Raw genomic sequence first — 14,914 nt, 5'->3', positions numbered from 1 at the left:
TAGTTTATAGATTTTCTTTTATTAATTGACCAAGTATAGATACACCTTGTTTTATTTTCTCTTCCGGTACAGTTGCAAAACTTAAACGTATAGTATTGTTTTGTCCATATCCAGGTGCTATATAGAAAGGTCTGCCAGTTACAAAAGCAACGTTTCTATTTACTGCTTTTTTTAAAAGTTCTGTACTATCTATATATTCTGGTAAATTGATCCATAAAAACATACCCCCTTCTGGTTTTGTCCATTTTGTCTCAGCAGGAAATTCTTTTTGAATAGCTTCAAGCATACAATTACATTGAGTTTTATAAATATTCCTTACTTTAGGTAAATGTTGTTCAAGAAATCCATCCTTAACAACTTCGTATACAGCCATTTGAGTTAAAGTACAAGTGTGAAGGTCAGCTGCTTGTTTCGCTTGAACCAATTTTTTTATGATGCTTGTAGGTGCTATAACGTAACCTAATCTTAATCCTGGAGCTAAAACTTTAGAAAAAGTACCTAATCTAATAACATTACCTCCAAGTTTATTAGACAGAGAAAGCAGGCTAGGTTTAGGTGTTCCGTTATATCTTAACTCACCATAAGGATCATCTTCTATAATAGGAATATTTAAATTAGCCATTATGCTTACTAGTTTCTGTCGTCTTTCCAAATTTAAAGTTCTTCCAGTAGGATTTTGAAAATTAGGCAGGGCATATATAAAACGTGCATTCTTTGCGACTTGAGGAGTTATAGAATCTGGAACAAGACCACCGTCATCTGTTAATACAGGCATATAGTTGGGCTGATAAACACTAAATGCTTGTAAAGCTCCTAGATAACTTGGATTTTCTACAAGTATTTTATCTCCATCATCAACCATTATTTTGCTTATTAAGTCTAAAGCTTGCTGAGATCCAGAGACCATTAATATTTGATCACTAGTTATATTAGCTCCTTCTTTATTCATTTCTTCAGCAATCCAATTACGCAAAGGGGAAAAACCTTCCGTTGTTCCATATTGAAGAGCAACTTTACCACTATCACGTAATACTTTATCAAAAGCTAACCTTATTACATCAACAGGGAATCCGCTAGGAGCTGGCAATCCACCTGCGAACGAAATTATTTCAGCTTTTTCTGTAACTTTAAGTATTTCACGAATAGCAGAACTTGTTAGTTGTTGAGCACGTTTCGAAAAATGAAATTCGTGTTCTATTGATTTATCCATAGATGATTCTCATACAGATTTAAAAAATTAAAATTTAGACATAGCAATATAACATTACAACATTATCATGTTACATACTAAAACATATGACATAGTGTCATTTCGAATTGGGTTCACTATCATGTAGTGTTTTATGATCTTTAGTTTTTCTTGTAGGAAATTATAAATACCTGTTATATAAAAGTATTATATAGATAATATTATATGTTTTGTGTAAACTAAATTCCATGTTTAATTTATGATTGTGATTTTATTGTGTAAAATCTAAACAATCTGTAGGTTATAATATAAATTAATCTGTTAAAATACTGATGTTTTGAATTTGATTTTTTAGATATTTAAGCTGTAATTTTAGTAAAATTTTTTCATAAAACATGATAATTTTAGTTATAGTAGAGGGTTTTATTTTTCTATGAAACATACCACTCAGATCATATAGTCAGTCATAGCATTTTTAATAAAAGTTTCTGCTTGATCCTCTTTGCCTATTAGTATAATCTGAATTTTAATCACTGAGTTTTTATCTCAGCAATGCTTTAAGAGTGATAATAATGTTCAAAAAATATTTCATTACTGGTTTATTAGTATGGGTGCCTATAGTTATAACTTTATGGTTATTAGGAATATTAGTCGGCATAATTGAAACCTTTGTTCCAGAATGTTTATCATCAAAATACTTATTTAGTTATGATATACCAGGATTTCAGTTAATCATAGTTATGGTTGTTATATGGACAAGTGGTATAATGACTGCAAATTTAATAGGGCGTACTTTATTGGATTATTGGAATACTATTCTAGGTAAAATACCATTGGTCCGTTCTATATATAACTCTGTAAAACAGGTTAGTGACACAGTTTTGTCATCAGATAGCCAATCTTTTAGACAAGCTGTTCTAATTGAGTATCCTAGACAAGGATGTTGGACTATAGCTTTCCTTACTGGAACTCCAGACAATAACATTGTATCTTGTTTACCATTCGATGACTATGTTAGCGTATATGTTCCTACTACTCCGAATCCAACATCTGGTTTCTTCTTGATCATAGGAAAGGATCGTATTAAGTCTCTGGATATGAATGTAGACACAGCTCTGAAATATATTGTTTCAATGGGTATTGTGTCATCTCATAAAATTAAATAATAATATCTTAAATTATTATTTAAAGTATTGATGTTATAGTACACCTTTATTTATTATTAAATGGAGTAATTCCAATGCGTACCTGCTATGTTGGACAGGTTTGTAGTAAACATTTAGGACAAAAAGTCACTTTATATGGATGGGTACATCGCCGTCGCGATCATGGGGGCGTAATCTTTATAGATTTACGTGATCGAACCGGTTTGGTACAAGTTGTCTTTAGCCCAAATGAACAAGTATTTAGAATTGCAGAAACCATTCGTAATGAATTCTGCATAGGTATCACAGGTTTTGTTCAATCACGCCCAGAAGGGACAGTTAATGTTGATATGTCTACCGGTAATTTGGAAGTTTTATGTAATGAAGTTACAGTATTCAATACTGCAATATCACTGCCATTTCAATTAGATGATACTAACATATCAGAGAATACAAGATTACTCAATCGTGTGTTAGATTTGCGAAGAGTCAAGATGCAAAAAAACTTGATGACTAGGTATAGTGTTTCTTCTTCAGCACGCAGCTTCTTAGACAAAATGGGTTTTATTGAAATAGAAACTCCTACATTAACAAAAAGTACTCCAGAAGGAGCTCGTGATTATCTAGTTCCGTCTCGCGTTCATGAGGGACATTTTTTTGCTTTACCTCAATCACCACAACTTTTTAAGCAGATGTTGATGATTTCTGGTTTTGATAGATATTATCAAATTACAAAATGTTTCCGAGATGAAGATTTAAGATCAGATAGACAACCAGAGTTTACTCAGATTGATTGTGAACTATCATTTCTAGAAGAAGTAGAGATACGAAACATATTCGAGGAGATGATTAAGTTTATTTTTAAAAAAGTTAAGGATGTGAGCTTACCAGAAACTTTTCCAGTAATGTCTTGGAAAGAGGCAATGCATAATTATGGTTCTGATAAACCAGATCTAAGAGTAAATCTTAAACTTATAGATGTTACTGATATAGTAGCTAATTCCGATTTAAAAATTTTTTCTGATGCAGCTAACAGTATTGATAGTAGAGTAGCTGCATTAAAAATACCTGGTGGTGTTACTTTTTCTAGAAAAGAAATTGATGATTATACAAAATTTGTAGGAATTTATGGTGCTAAAGGTTTGGCATATATAAAGGTTAATAAAGTAGATGATGGACGTGATGGATTGCAATCACCCATATTAAAAAATATAAATGATTCGATTTTATTCAATTTAATTAAACGTATTGAGGCATCAGATGGAGACATCATATTTTTCGGAGCAGATAAGAAGAAAATAGTTAATGATTCCTTAGGATCGTTGAGGGCAAAAATAGGAACTAGTGAGTTTGGAAAAGCCACAGGGATATTTTCAGAAGGATGGAAGCCATTATGGGTAATCGACTTTCCTATGTTCGAATTTGATGATAAAAATAATAGATACTCTGCTGTACACCATCCTTTTACAAGCATAAAAGATGGTCATGATACTTTTCTTGACAATGAAGAGTATGACAAGGTTATCTCTAAAGCTTATGATATGGTATTAAATGGATGGGAGATAGGAGGTGGTTCTATAAGAATATCTAATACTGATCTGCAAGGTAAAATATTCAAAGCTTTAGGTATTGACGAAAAAAAATCAATAGAGCAGTTTGGATTTTTGTTAGATGCTTTGAGATATGGAGCCCCTCCTCATGGAGGTATAGCTTTTGGTCTTGATAGAATTGTTGCTTTGCTAACTAATTCTGATTCCATAAGAGATGTTATAGCATTTCCTAAAACTCAAAGAGCTCAATGTTTACTTACTGAAGCGCCCTCTATTGTTGATGAAGAGCAATTAAAGGAGTTGCATATTAAATTGAGGTAAATATTAACGATTAATATCCAGAAAGTGTAATTTGTAGTGGCTGAGATATTATTTTTATGTTTTTGAGATTTATATTCTCTATTTTATATTTGAACAACTATTTAAAATATTTATAGAGAATGAAGGTTAAGTTCTTGTTCTAAATTAAATAATATCTTGCTATTAATATTTCCAAAAATTTAAAAAATGTTCAAAAATAATATATTATCCGGATTGGAATTGATAATATTGTTTTGTGCTATAATTTTAATTAATCAATGATTTCTGTTGCTTAATTTATATATGCATTGTGTAACTTAATATTATTTTGATGATTTACTTTTATTTGGAAATACAATTTTTATATTTGATATAAAAAATACAGGACATTTTTTCTACATAGAAGAGTGAGTTTTTGATAAACTGCAAATAAATATAAATTACCTATTACTTTAGCTGATTCCTCAAGGTTATACCAAAAACCCTTTATCATAATAATATTTAAATTAATAGCCAATTTGTCATTCAAAATTAATTTTTGACATATATGAGACAATATATCATATATAAAAAGGTGCAAAATTATAGAAATGGTAAGTATTTATCTTTATTGATAACTCGTTATTAAGAATAATTTGATATTATTGCAAACATTTAAAAATTGATAATATTTATAGTTTCAGGTAATTTTGCTACATTAAATTATCATACACGTCTTGCCGATATCGATATTACTGTAACTATAGTTGCTTATTGATGAAGAAAAATTAATAGTTATGGAAGATTATCTGCTATTTTTTTTAAAAAAATAGCTCTAATGGAATTAGTTTTTGAAGCTTGGATAAATTTTCAAAGAAGATCGATATCTAAGAAGATATAAATCTTCTATTATTTGTTTAGCATTGCTATGATAGCTAATCCATCTAGAACTGGTCTATTTTCATATATTATGTCTACTTTTTTCTCACTTTTGAATTCTATCTCATTAATTAGTTGCCTAGTTTCTTTCTCTATTTCTGGCCACACTCCACCAGTCACATATATTATTGGAAATTGGTGATATTTTTTAAATGTTATTATGCATTGTCTTGCTAATGCTCCTGATTGTGCTGAGGAAACTCCTGAGTTTATAGAGTTAATAGTATCCAATGGAAATTCAGATGATTCTCCACTAGACATTGGTAAATTAGCTGTTCCATTTGTAAGTGATTGCCTCATCATAAAAGATCCAGGAAGTATAATACCTCCTATAAAAACATTTTCTGGGCTTATTATATCTATAGTAGTAGCTGTGCCAAAACTTGCTACTATTAATGGGGGATGAATTTTACTCTGTTTTTCAACAATTCCTATCATTGCAGCCCATCTATCTGCTCCTAATTGATTAGGGTTCTTATACTTGTTTACTAATATAGATGTTCTTTTTTTAGCGACTACCCATTTGATCTTACAATCAATATTATTTAGCTCTTTTTCTATTATATTTTCGCGATGTTTACCAGCTACGTTTACACCTAATGCATAATTCGGTTTTTTAGGCAAACATAATAGCCATTGATTAAGAGATTTGATATTTAAATTATCAAATATTGCAGCGTGTGGTTCTCTATTGATAGAGCCATTTTTATTTAAAAACCAGCCTACTTTTATTCTACTATTTCCAGAGTCGATTAATATTATCATATTAAAATTTAACAGAGACGTTACCAAGATGTACAACATGAGTATCATTGAGAGTCTTTACAACTAAATGTCCTTTGCTGTTTATGCCGTATGCTATGCCATTTAGTTTGGAATCATGGCTCTCGATTGTAACAGTTCTACCATATAAAACGTCTATTTTGTGAAATTTTCTAATAATTGATGACAATTCATATTTTTCTAATAAAATTAGAGATCTTAACCAAGATAAAGCTAATGATTTTATTATATTTATAAAATCATTGCTAGATATTGGGCTATCAACAATCTGTTTCCAGCTGGTTATATCTTGGTCTATTCTTTCTGATAATTTATCATTATTATCTATATTTATTCCTATGCCTATAACTATATGATTATTTTTGATTATTTCTATCAAGATTCCAGATAGTTTTTTATTTTTCCAATATATATCATTTGGCCATTTCAAACCTATATCTTTTTTATTAGATAATTTTTGCAATGATTCACATGTGGCTATACCTATGATTATAGGCAATATACTTAAATCCTTAGTAGATTTAGACAGATTGAAAGCACAAGAGAACATTAGTGTTGATTCACAGTCATCTATCCAAATTTTACCATTTCTTCCTCTACCATTGTATTGGTGTCTTGCTCCTAATAAACAAGGTAATTTGGAATTATTATCTCTTGTAAGTGAAATCAAGTCTGAATTAGTAGACCCTGTCGATTCTTTCCAAGATATTTTTTTGAAGCTTTTAAGATATTCTTTTAATTGCTCAACTATACTATTGACAGTCAAATTTTTGTAGCTATCTATCATATAAAAACTATAACCTTGCTATAAATAATAATATTTTATACAACATACTTTATGTTTGACCATAAAATATAATATTAATTGTCCATTTATAATTAATATTATAAGATACTTTATATTCATTGATGTATAATACCTAATTTAAACCTTCATATTTCTTTGTTATTTTTATGTGCTCAAGAATGGAGAAAATTTGTTTTCATGGCGGTTCTGGTAATATAGATTGTGTCATAGAATGGCCCTTAGATAAGATTGTAGGATTAGCTCTTGTGTTGCATCCTCATCCATTATACGGTGGTTCTCGTGACAATAAAATAGTGACTACTATCGCACGTGAATGTATAAATAGAGGACTGGTATCTATTAGACCAAACTTTAGAGGTGTTGGTGAATCTGATGGTGTTTTTGATAATGCTATTGGAGAAACAGAAGACATGACAGTTCTATTGTCTCAGATAATGATATCTTATCCAGAGCTGGCTGAACTCCCTATAATGCTAGCTGGTTTTTCATTTGGTTCAGCTGTAGCAGCACAAATTTATTCTTCTCTATTACATAATAATAATTATTGTCTATATAAGTCTTTAATTATAATTGGTTCTGCTATACATCGTTTTGAATTTAAAAAAGTTTCTTTGCCGGAAAATAGCTTAATAATCCATGGGGAAGATGATGAAGTAGTTCCTTTCAATGAGTTATTAGAATGGATTAGACCAAAGTCTTTGCCAATTGTTATGGTTCCATCTTGTACTCATTTTTTTCATGGAAAGCTGCTAATATTAAGACGAATAATAGCAGCTTATCTTAGTATTAATGTGTCGTCATCTTGCTAATTATTTTATAATATCAGCATGGTTTTCGTTAATTATATACCCGGTTGGTTTATAAATATGCTTTATAGGCGCAACATGTTGAATCTCATATTGACTGATGAATATGTTTTTAAAAATTAAATGTACTTTAAGTTTCATTGCAAGACTTACTTTTGCTGTCTCTTTAATAATGTTAATGAGCTCTTCTTTATCTGTGAGATCAGAGGATAACAAATTAGATGGTATCCTCTCTATTTCAAATGATTCAGACAAACCATCGATCCCTGTAAGCAGTGTTTCATTTTTACCCAAACCGAATATATCTTCCAAGTCATGGATAATTGTAGATGTGAATAGTGAACAAGTACTAGCATATTCAAATCCAGATTTGAAAGTTGAGCCTGCTTCATTAACAAAAATACTGACTGCATATCTTGTTTTTGATGCCATAGAAGATAAACGTTTAGATACAGAACAAAATGTTATTGTATCTGAGAAAGCTTGGAGAACTGTTGGTTCCAGAATGTTCCTAGAGCCAAATAAAAAAGTATCTATTAGCGAATTATTACAAGGTATGATTGTACAATCAGGTAATGATGCATCCATTGTTTTGGCAGAGTCTGTTAGTGGTGATGAAGATTCATTTGTATATTTAATGAACCGTGAAGCAAAAAAAATAGGTATGGAAAGTAGTAGTTTTACGAATGTTACAGGTTTGCCTGATCCACGTCATTTAACTACAGCTCGTGATCTTTCTTTATTATCAATAAGTTTTTTAAAAAAACATGAATCTTTCTTGCACTATTATAAACAAAAAGAATTTACTTTTAATGGAATAACTCAGCCAAATCGTAATCGTCTACTATGGTCTGATCCATCAGTGGATGGATTAAAAACTGGATATACTGATACAGCCGGATATTGTCTTGTTTCTACCGCACTTAGAGGTGATCGCCGTATACTAGTAGTGTTATTGGGTGCTAACACAGAAGCTATAAGAACTGAAGAAAGTTTGAGGCTTTTAAATTGGGGGTTTCAAAATTTTGATACGCTTGCAATGTTTGAAGAGAAAAGTTCAAAATCATTAGAAGCAAGGGTTTGGGAAGGAGTCTCAGATAAAATCAATCTTAGACCAAAGGATCCATTATGGTTATCTGTGCCTAGAGGTAGAGCAGGAGATGTGAAATTAATTATAGAGAGAATTGATCCATTAATAGCTCCATTATATAAAGATCAGATTATCGGAGTCTTGCAGTTTAGTATAGATAACCAAATATTGAAAACTGTAAAACTTAGAATAAATAGTAGTATTAATAGGGCAGGTTTATTTGGTCGAGTTAAAGATATTATTAGACGCTGGTTTGAGCATTAGTGAATATGTATAACACAGGAACAAATATTATTTATCCTAATTATTTTCCAATCAAAATTATTGGAAAGAACAATCCTGGATTTGTTGATGATATATTTAGTTTATTGAACTCTTATGAAATTTCTATAAAATATTCGTGTGATAAACTGACTTTAAGCAAATCAGAGAAATATATTAGTATGACTTTAAATATTTATATTGTTTCTAGAGAACATTTTGATAGCTTATATAAGCTTTTATACGCACATCCTAATGTATCTTTTATTATATAAATATCAAATTTCTCTAATAGAAGAAGTGATGATACATATCTTGCATCATCACTTCTTTGTTTCTTATAATATATACCTAGATAAGTCTTGATTTAATACTATTTCTTTCAGTTGATGTTCAACATACATTGCATCTATTATTATAGTTTTTCCATTAGCATTAGAAGTATCAAAAGACAGTTCTTCAAGGAGTTTTTCCATTAAAGTATATAATCTTCTAGCTCCTATATCCTCTGTTCTTTCATTAACTGAATATGCAAGTTCTGCTATTTTAGTTATGCCACTATTTTGAAAATCAAGTTTCACATTTTCTGTTTCCAGCAAAGCTGAATATTGTTTGGTAAGAGACACATTCGTATCAGATAAAATATGAGAAAAATCTTCTATAGATAAAGAATTTAGCTCTACCCTTATAGGGAATCTACCTTGTAGTTCTGGTATAAGATCAGAAGGTCTTGATAAATGAAAAGCACCTGATGCAATAAATAAGATGTGATCAGTTTTCACTATTCCATATCTTGTATTGACTGATGTTCCTTCTACTAGGGGAAGCAAATCTCTCTGAACACCAAGTCTGGAAACTTCTGCATTATCAGATCTGTTTCTAGTTGCTATTTTATCTATCTCATCCAAAAATACAATTCCATTTTGTTCAACATTCCTGATCGCATTGAATTTTATTTCATCCTCATTTATTCTTTTTGAAGATTCTTCTTCAATGAAAATTTTGAAAGCTTCTTTAATTTTTACTTTTTTTGTTTTTTTTTTCTCACTAGAAATTCCAGCAAAAACAGTTTTTAATTGTTCTGCTATTTCCTCCATGCCAGGTGGAGTCATTATGTCTAATTGTGGCGATGCAAAATTAACTTCTATTTCTATCTCTAAATTATCTAATCTTCCTTCTCTCAAACGTTTACGGAATGTTTGTCTAGTATTATTTTCATTAGATTGATCTGATTCCTCATCTAAGTTTCTAGCATTAGGGATGATTATATCAAGTATACGCTTTTCAGCTGATTCTTCAGCCTGAGATTTTATTAATGATATCTCTATTTCTCTAGTTTGCTTTATAGAGTACTCAACCAAGTCTCTAATGATAGTATCTACATCTCTACCGACATAACCAACCTCAGTAAATTTAGTGGCTTCTATTTTAATGAAAGGAGCATTAACTAATTTTGCTAGTCTGCGTGCTATTTCGGTTTTTCCAACTCCAGTAGGACCTATCATTAAAATATTCTTAGGATATATTTCTTGACGTAATCCTTCCGGCACTTGTTGTCTTCTCCAACGATTTCTTAATGCTATTGCTACAGATTTTTTGGCACGATTCTGTCCAACGATATACTTGTCCAGTTCAAGAACTATTTCTCTTGGTGTCATACTTGAAGCTGACATGTCTTAATTCCCTTATTATAAATATGTAATTACTAAATAATAGTTATTAATTATCTAAAGTTTCAATTATATGGTTACCATTAGTATATATACATAGTTCTGATGCAATTTCTAATGATTTTTTTACTATTTCTATTGGAGATAATTCTGTATTATAAATTAGACCCATAGCTGCTGCATGTGCATATGGTCCTCCAGAGCCTATAGCTGCTATTCCATGCTCCGGTTCGAGAACATCACCATTTCCGGTAAGAACCAAAGTGTGTTCTTTATTAGCAACTATTAACATAGCTTCCAATCGTCTTAGAATCTTATCAGTACGCCAATCCTTGGTCATTTCTACGGCAGCCCTTATTAGATTACCCTGATGCTTATCTAATTTTGCTTCAAATAATTCTTGTAATGTAAAGGCATCTGCTGTCGCTCCAGCAAAACCTGCTAGCACTGTGTCTTTATGCAGTTTTAGAATTTTTTTTGCTGTTCCTTTTATAACTATATTGCCCATGGTTACTTGACCATCACCACCTAATGCAACTTTATCGCCACGACGGACACATATTATGGTCGTAGCATGAAACGACTCCATAAAACCTCCATGTTTTTATATAACTATATAATAAATATTATTTTTAAAAGTTTTATAGTTAAGTTTTAGTTAAGTTTAATTACGAAAAATATATCAATTTAAGACTATGCTGGTTACAAATAAGAATATAGTTATTCACCATATAATTTTTGTCGAATTTCTCTTCTTTCTTGTGCCTCTAGAGATAAAGTTGCAGTTGGTCTTGCTAAGAGTCTAGGTATTCCTATAGGCTCACCTGTTTCTTCACACCATCCATATTCACCATTCTCTATTCTAGCGATTGATATTTGTATTTTTTTCAACAATTTTCGCTCTCTATCCCTAGTTCTTAGCTCAATTGTATGTTCTTCCTCTATAGTAGCTCTATCAGCAGGATCTGGTACAAATTGAGTTTCTCTTAGGTATTCAGTAGTCTCTTCAGCTTTTAATAAAATTTCTTGTTCTAATTGTTTAAGTTTATTTTTAAAAAACGATAATTGCTCATCATTCATATATTTATCTTCTGGCATTGAAAGAATATAATTCTCACGTAAAAGATTATTATCTCTTACATTTGTAGTCTCTTGGCTTGTATTTTTATCGTTATTTTTCATAAAGGTATCCATTAATCATTTAATGCTACTAAAAACAATTAATAATTTTGTCTTAGATCTATATATTAAGTTTTACTAATATCCACGGTACATTCGTTTAGTTTTTCTATAAATAAATTTTTAGGTAATTTATGACCTATAAATACTATTTTTGTATTTGGCTTTTGTGTGAATTCCCATTCATTTCCTTGCTCTGCACCCATTAACATATGAACGCCTTGAAGTATGATACGTTTATTTGTATCATGCATATACAGAATACCTTTATACCTCAACATATTAGAACCATATTTTTCTGTAAGCTCACTAAGAACAATTTCTAGCTTTTCGGAGTCAAAGGGCTTGTTTGATAAAAAAACAAAAGATCTTATTTCATTATCATTATGATGACATGTTTCAGAACAAAGGTGCTCTTCTTCTTTTAAAAATTCTGAATCTATATTAAGTACGTCATTTAAATTAAATCCATTAATATTTAATATATTATCCACATCTATATCACCGAAATTTATCTTTGTAATAGGAGATCTTGGATTAATTTTTATTAAATGCTTTTTTAATAAACTAATTTCGTTATCATTAACCAAATCAGATTTTGATATTAAAATTTTATCAGCAAATCCTATTTGTTTTTGTGCTTCAATTCGATTTTTTAGTGTTTCAACACCGTGTTTAGCGTCTACTATAGTAACTACAGAATCCAATCTATAATAATCAGCAATATCGTTATCCATAAAGAAAGTTTGACAAACTGGTCCTGGATTTGCTACGCCAGTCGTTTCAATTATAACATGGTCAAATTCTAATAATTTGTTTAACTGTTTTATTTTTAAATCTAGTAAAGTTTTTACTAAATCTCCACGTATGTTGCAACATATACATCCGTTAGAAAGTTCTATAATTTCTTCTTTTGTTTCTTTAATTAAGAGTTCATTGTCGATACTTTCAGAACCAAATTCATTTTCTATGATTGCTAAACGGTAATTTTTTAATTTAGATAGAATCTTTTTGAGTAAAGTAGTTTTTCCAGCACCTAAGAATCCGGTAATTATTGTTACTGGGATCATTTTATTTAAATTTTTATAAGGAGCCATAACTATATTCTCTATGGAGTTTGATAGTATATTTACAGATGGTTTTAATATACTAAATATATATTCATATACTTATATAAGATCAAGATTTTTAAATTTAAGCTTGACTCGATACCTTTATTTAATTTGTTCTATATTAGTTTAAGACCATAAGCATATGTTATAAGAAATTAAGCGTCAATTTAATTTATTAAAATAATAATAAAATTGCTAATAAGGTTAGATTATTTTTTTCTGATCGCTCTTGGATGTGTTTTGTCATAAACTGATGCTAAGTGTTGAAAATCAAGTTTTGTATATATTTGAGTTGTTGATATTGTTGCATGACCTAATAGTTCTTGCACAGCGCGCAAGTTTTGTGAAGATTGTAGTAAATGGCTTGCAAAACTATGTCTTATCATGTGAGGCGATATATGAATAGATAAATTTGACTTTTTTGATAATTTTAATAACTGCGTTTGCACAACTCTAGGTGATAGTCTCCTTCCTTTTATACCAAGAAACAAGGCACATTTGTCACTTATAGAACTAGTTTCTAGTATAAATTTGTCACGCAAATCAATCCATTTTTTTATAGATTCTAGAGCAGTATTCCCTATTGGCAATTTTCTTTGTTTATTCCCTTTTCCTAGAACTATTACTTCAGATTGATTTAAGTCGATCCAGCTTGTAGATTTATAGTTGGTGTTATTTTCGTATTTTATATCAATTGAAATCAATTCAGATAAACGTAATCCGCTAGAGTATAATAATTCAACAACAGCTTGATCACGAAACATAACACAATCAGAAGATGATTTGTCTACATAATATTTGTTTTTATCAAGAAAGTTCTTCATTTGATCGACAGAAAGTGATTTTGGTAGTGGTCGAGTTGCTTTTGGCGATCGAATTCCAGATATTGGATTATTCATCATATTTACTTTTGGGCCCCACCAATTGTAAAAACTCTTCCATGCTGATAAGGTTCTTGCTATTCCCCTAGGACCAATACCTTGAGAATATCTTTTTGCAAAAAAACTTCTTGCATTTTCTGTTGTTATTTCTTCTAGAGATATATTGTTTTCATGTACAAATTTATCCAACAAAGATAGATCATGTTTGTAATTATTAAAAGTATTATTTGAGTAGCGTAAATTAGTATAAATGTATATTAGCCAATCATTCAGTGGTTTTTTTAAATTAGTTTTTTTGAAATTAATGTTTTTTGTTAGCAATAATCGTCCTCTTTTATTTTTAATATTTGTTTTTCAGAGGTATAATTTTCATTATATCTATAGTACCGTCAAAAACAAATTCAGCTGACCCTTGCATTTGAACATTTTCTCCATCCCAAAATATTAATAATGTGCCACCACGTGTATGTACTTGTACTGGTGAATCTAATAAACCTCTTCTAATTCCTGATACAACTGCAGCACATGCTCCAGTACCACAGGACAATGTTTCTCCTGATCCTCTTTCATAAACTCTTATTGAAATATTTTTACGGTCAATTATTTGCATAAATCCGACATTTATCCCTTGCGAAAATCTTTCATTTGATTCCAAAAAAGGTCCTACTTTTTTAACAAAGTCATCATCAAGTTTTTCTACACATATTACGGCATGAGGGTTTGGTATAGATAATACAGAAAAATAAATATTTGTATCAGAATCTAATTCTAACTCCCATAATATCTCCTGTGATTGTATTTTTGATTGTAAGCCTGAATTATTAAAAGGAATAGATTTCAGAGATAAATCAGGAGAACCCATATTAACTATTACTGAATTATCATTATTTTCATATAAAGATATTAGGATATTTTTTGATATCTCTGCTATTATAGGATTCTTGTTTGATAATTTATGTTTATGTATGAATCTAACAAAACATCTTGCTCCATTACCACAGTGTTCTACTTCACTTCCATTTGCATTGAATATTCTATATCGAAAATCAGCATTTTTATTGTTAGTTTTTTCTACTAATAAAATCTGATCTGCCCCTATACCAAAATTTCTATCAGCCATAGCTTTTGCAAGCTCTGTTGTCATAACAACAGGTTGTTCTATTCCATTTATAACTATAAAATCGTTACCTATGCCGTGCATTTTAGTAAAATTTAGTTTCAT

The 14,914-nt window shown here is 30.1% G+C and carries 14 protein-coding genes; 5 read left to right on the top strand and 9 right to left on the bottom strand.

Annotation, left to right across the window (positions count from 1 at the left end; all coding sequences use genetic code 11):
* Positions 1-4: 4 nt before the first annotated feature.
* A complete protein-coding gene (locus CONE_RS03440) occupies positions 5-1,210 on the bottom strand; it encodes an aminotransferase-like domain-containing protein (protein WP_015397350.1) in 1,206 nt (401 codons plus the stop codon).
* A 551-nt stretch (positions 1,211-1,761) separates the two neighbouring features.
* Here CONE_RS03440 and CONE_RS03435 point away from each other — a divergent pair.
* Positions 1,762-2,355, top strand: a complete 594-nt coding sequence (locus CONE_RS03435; RefSeq protein ID WP_015397349.1) for a DUF502 domain-containing protein — start codon at positions 1,762-1,764, stop codon at positions 2,353-2,355.
* 74 nt (positions 2,356-2,429) lie between these two features.
* A complete protein-coding gene (gene aspS / locus CONE_RS03430) occupies positions 2,430-4,205 on the top strand; it encodes an aspartate--tRNA ligase (protein WP_015397348.1) in 1,776 nt (591 codons plus the stop codon).
* Positions 4,206-5,072: 867 nt separating this feature from the next.
* Here aspS and CONE_RS03425 read toward each other — a convergent pair.
* The gene (locus CONE_RS03425) at positions 5,073-5,867 is read right to left on the bottom strand and encodes a type III pantothenate kinase (RefSeq protein ID WP_015397347.1); all 795 of its coding nucleotides are present in this window, start codon (positions 5,865-5,867) and stop codon (positions 5,073-5,075) included.
* 1 nt (position 5,868) lies between these two features.
* Positions 5,869-6,672, bottom strand: a complete 804-nt coding sequence (locus CONE_RS03420; protein WP_015397346.1) for a biotin--[acetyl-CoA-carboxylase] ligase — start codon at positions 6,670-6,672, stop codon at positions 5,869-5,871.
* Between the two features lie 167 nt (positions 6,673-6,839).
* Here CONE_RS03420 and CONE_RS03415 point away from each other — a divergent pair, with 167 nt between their 5' ends.
* The 3 genes from CONE_RS03415 to CONE_RS03405 all read left to right on the top strand — a co-directional run bounded on the left by CONE_RS03415 (position 6,840) and on the right by CONE_RS03405 (position 9,125).
* Positions 6,840-7,502, top strand: a complete 663-nt coding sequence (locus tag CONE_RS03415) for an alpha/beta hydrolase (RefSeq protein ID WP_015397345.1) — start codon at positions 6,840-6,842, stop codon at positions 7,500-7,502.
* 97 nt (positions 7,503-7,599) lie between these two features.
* Positions 7,600-8,853, top strand: coding sequence for a D-alanyl-D-alanine carboxypeptidase family protein (locus CONE_RS03410; protein WP_015397344.1), 1,254 nt, complete (start codon positions 7,600-7,602; stop codon positions 8,851-8,853).
* A 5-nt stretch (positions 8,854-8,858) separates the two neighbouring features.
* Complete coding sequence (locus CONE_RS03405; RefSeq protein ID WP_015397343.1) at positions 8,859-9,125, top strand: YbeD family protein; 267 nt, start codon at positions 8,859-8,861, stop codon at positions 9,123-9,125.
* Between the two features lie 63 nt (positions 9,126-9,188).
* Here the strand turns inward: CONE_RS03405 and hslU are convergent, their stop codons facing one another.
* From hslU to dapF, 6 genes are all read right to left on the bottom strand, one after another.
* Positions 9,189-10,523 carry an ATP-dependent protease ATPase subunit HslU gene (gene hslU / locus CONE_RS03400; RefSeq protein WP_015397342.1) on the bottom strand — a complete coding sequence of 445 codons (1,335 nt, stop codon included), beginning with the start codon at positions 10,521-10,523 and terminating at the stop codon, positions 9,189-9,191.
* Between the two features lie 46 nt (positions 10,524-10,569).
* Positions 10,570-11,109 carry an ATP-dependent protease subunit HslV gene (hslV, locus tag CONE_RS03395; protein ID WP_015397341.1) on the bottom strand — a complete coding sequence of 180 codons (540 nt, stop codon included), beginning with the start codon at positions 11,107-11,109 and terminating at the stop codon, positions 10,570-10,572.
* Between the two features lie 131 nt (positions 11,110-11,240).
* A complete protein-coding gene (dksA, locus tag CONE_RS03390) occupies positions 11,241-11,702 on the bottom strand; it encodes an RNA polymerase-binding protein DksA (RefSeq protein WP_041862216.1) in 462 nt (153 codons plus the stop codon).
* A 65-nt stretch (positions 11,703-11,767) separates the two neighbouring features.
* On the bottom strand, positions 11,768-12,796 hold the full coding sequence (locus CONE_RS03385) for a CobW family GTP-binding protein (RefSeq protein WP_015397339.1): 1,029 nt from the start codon (positions 12,794-12,796) through the stop codon (positions 11,768-11,770).
* A 224-nt stretch (positions 12,797-13,020) separates the two neighbouring features.
* On the bottom strand, positions 13,021-14,013 hold the full coding sequence (locus CONE_RS03380) for a tyrosine recombinase XerC (RefSeq protein WP_015397338.1): 993 nt from the start codon (positions 14,011-14,013) through the stop codon (positions 13,021-13,023).
* 19 nt (positions 14,014-14,032) lie between these two features.
* A complete protein-coding gene (dapF, locus tag CONE_RS03375) occupies positions 14,033-14,914 on the bottom strand; it encodes a diaminopimelate epimerase (protein WP_015397337.1) in 882 nt (293 codons plus the stop codon).

Origin of the sequence: Candidatus Kinetoplastibacterium oncopeltii TCC290E, from assembly GCF_000340865.1 — a bacterium.
Taxonomy (GTDB): Bacteria; Pseudomonadota; Gammaproteobacteria; order Burkholderiales; family Burkholderiaceae_B; genus Kinetoplastidibacterium; species Kinetoplastidibacterium stringomonadis.
This window is presented reverse-complemented; position numbering and strand designations above follow the sequence as displayed.

What these genes read in the sequence shown, in the direction of transcription:
- CONE_RS03440 (WP_015397350.1), bottom strand. Translation starts at nt 1,210, where the DNA reads ATGGATAAATCAATAGAACACGAATTTCATTTTTCGAAACGTGCTCAA.
- CONE_RS03435 (WP_015397349.1), top strand. Translation starts at nt 1,762, where the DNA reads ATGTTCAAAAAATATTTCATTACTGGTTTATTAGTATGGGTGCCTATA.
- aspS (WP_015397348.1), top strand. Translation starts at nt 2,430, where the DNA reads ATGCGTACCTGCTATGTTGGACAGGTTTGTAGTAAACATTTAGGACAA.
- CONE_RS03425 (WP_015397347.1), bottom strand. Translation starts at nt 5,867, where the DNA reads ATGATAATATTAATCGACTCTGGAAATAGTAGAATAAAAGTAGGCTGG.
- CONE_RS03420 (WP_015397346.1), bottom strand. Translation starts at nt 6,672, where the DNA reads ATGATAGATAGCTACAAAAATTTGACTGTCAATAGTATAGTTGAGCAA.
- CONE_RS03415 (WP_015397345.1), top strand. Translation starts at nt 6,840, where the DNA reads ATGTGCTCAAGAATGGAGAAAATTTGTTTTCATGGCGGTTCTGGTAAT.
- CONE_RS03410 (WP_015397344.1), top strand. Translation starts at nt 7,600, where the DNA reads ATGAATATGTTTTTAAAAATTAAATGTACTTTAAGTTTCATTGCAAGA.
- CONE_RS03405 (WP_015397343.1), top strand. Translation starts at nt 8,859, where the DNA reads ATGTATAACACAGGAACAAATATTATTTATCCTAATTATTTTCCAATC.
- hslU (WP_015397342.1), bottom strand. Translation starts at nt 10,523, where the DNA reads ATGTCAGCTTCAAGTATGACACCAAGAGAAATAGTTCTTGAACTGGAC.
- hslV (WP_015397341.1), bottom strand. Translation starts at nt 11,109, where the DNA reads ATGGAGTCGTTTCATGCTACGACCATAATATGTGTCCGTCGTGGCGAT.
- dksA (WP_041862216.1), bottom strand. Translation starts at nt 11,702, where the DNA reads ATGAAAAATAACGATAAAAATACAAGCCAAGAGACTACAAATGTAAGA.
- CONE_RS03385 (WP_015397339.1), bottom strand. Translation starts at nt 12,796, where the DNA reads ATGGCTCCTTATAAAAATTTAAATAAAATGATCCCAGTAACAATAATT.
- dapF (WP_015397337.1), bottom strand. Translation starts at nt 14,914, where the DNA reads ATGAAACTAAATTTTACTAAAATGCACGGCATAGGTAACGATTTTATA.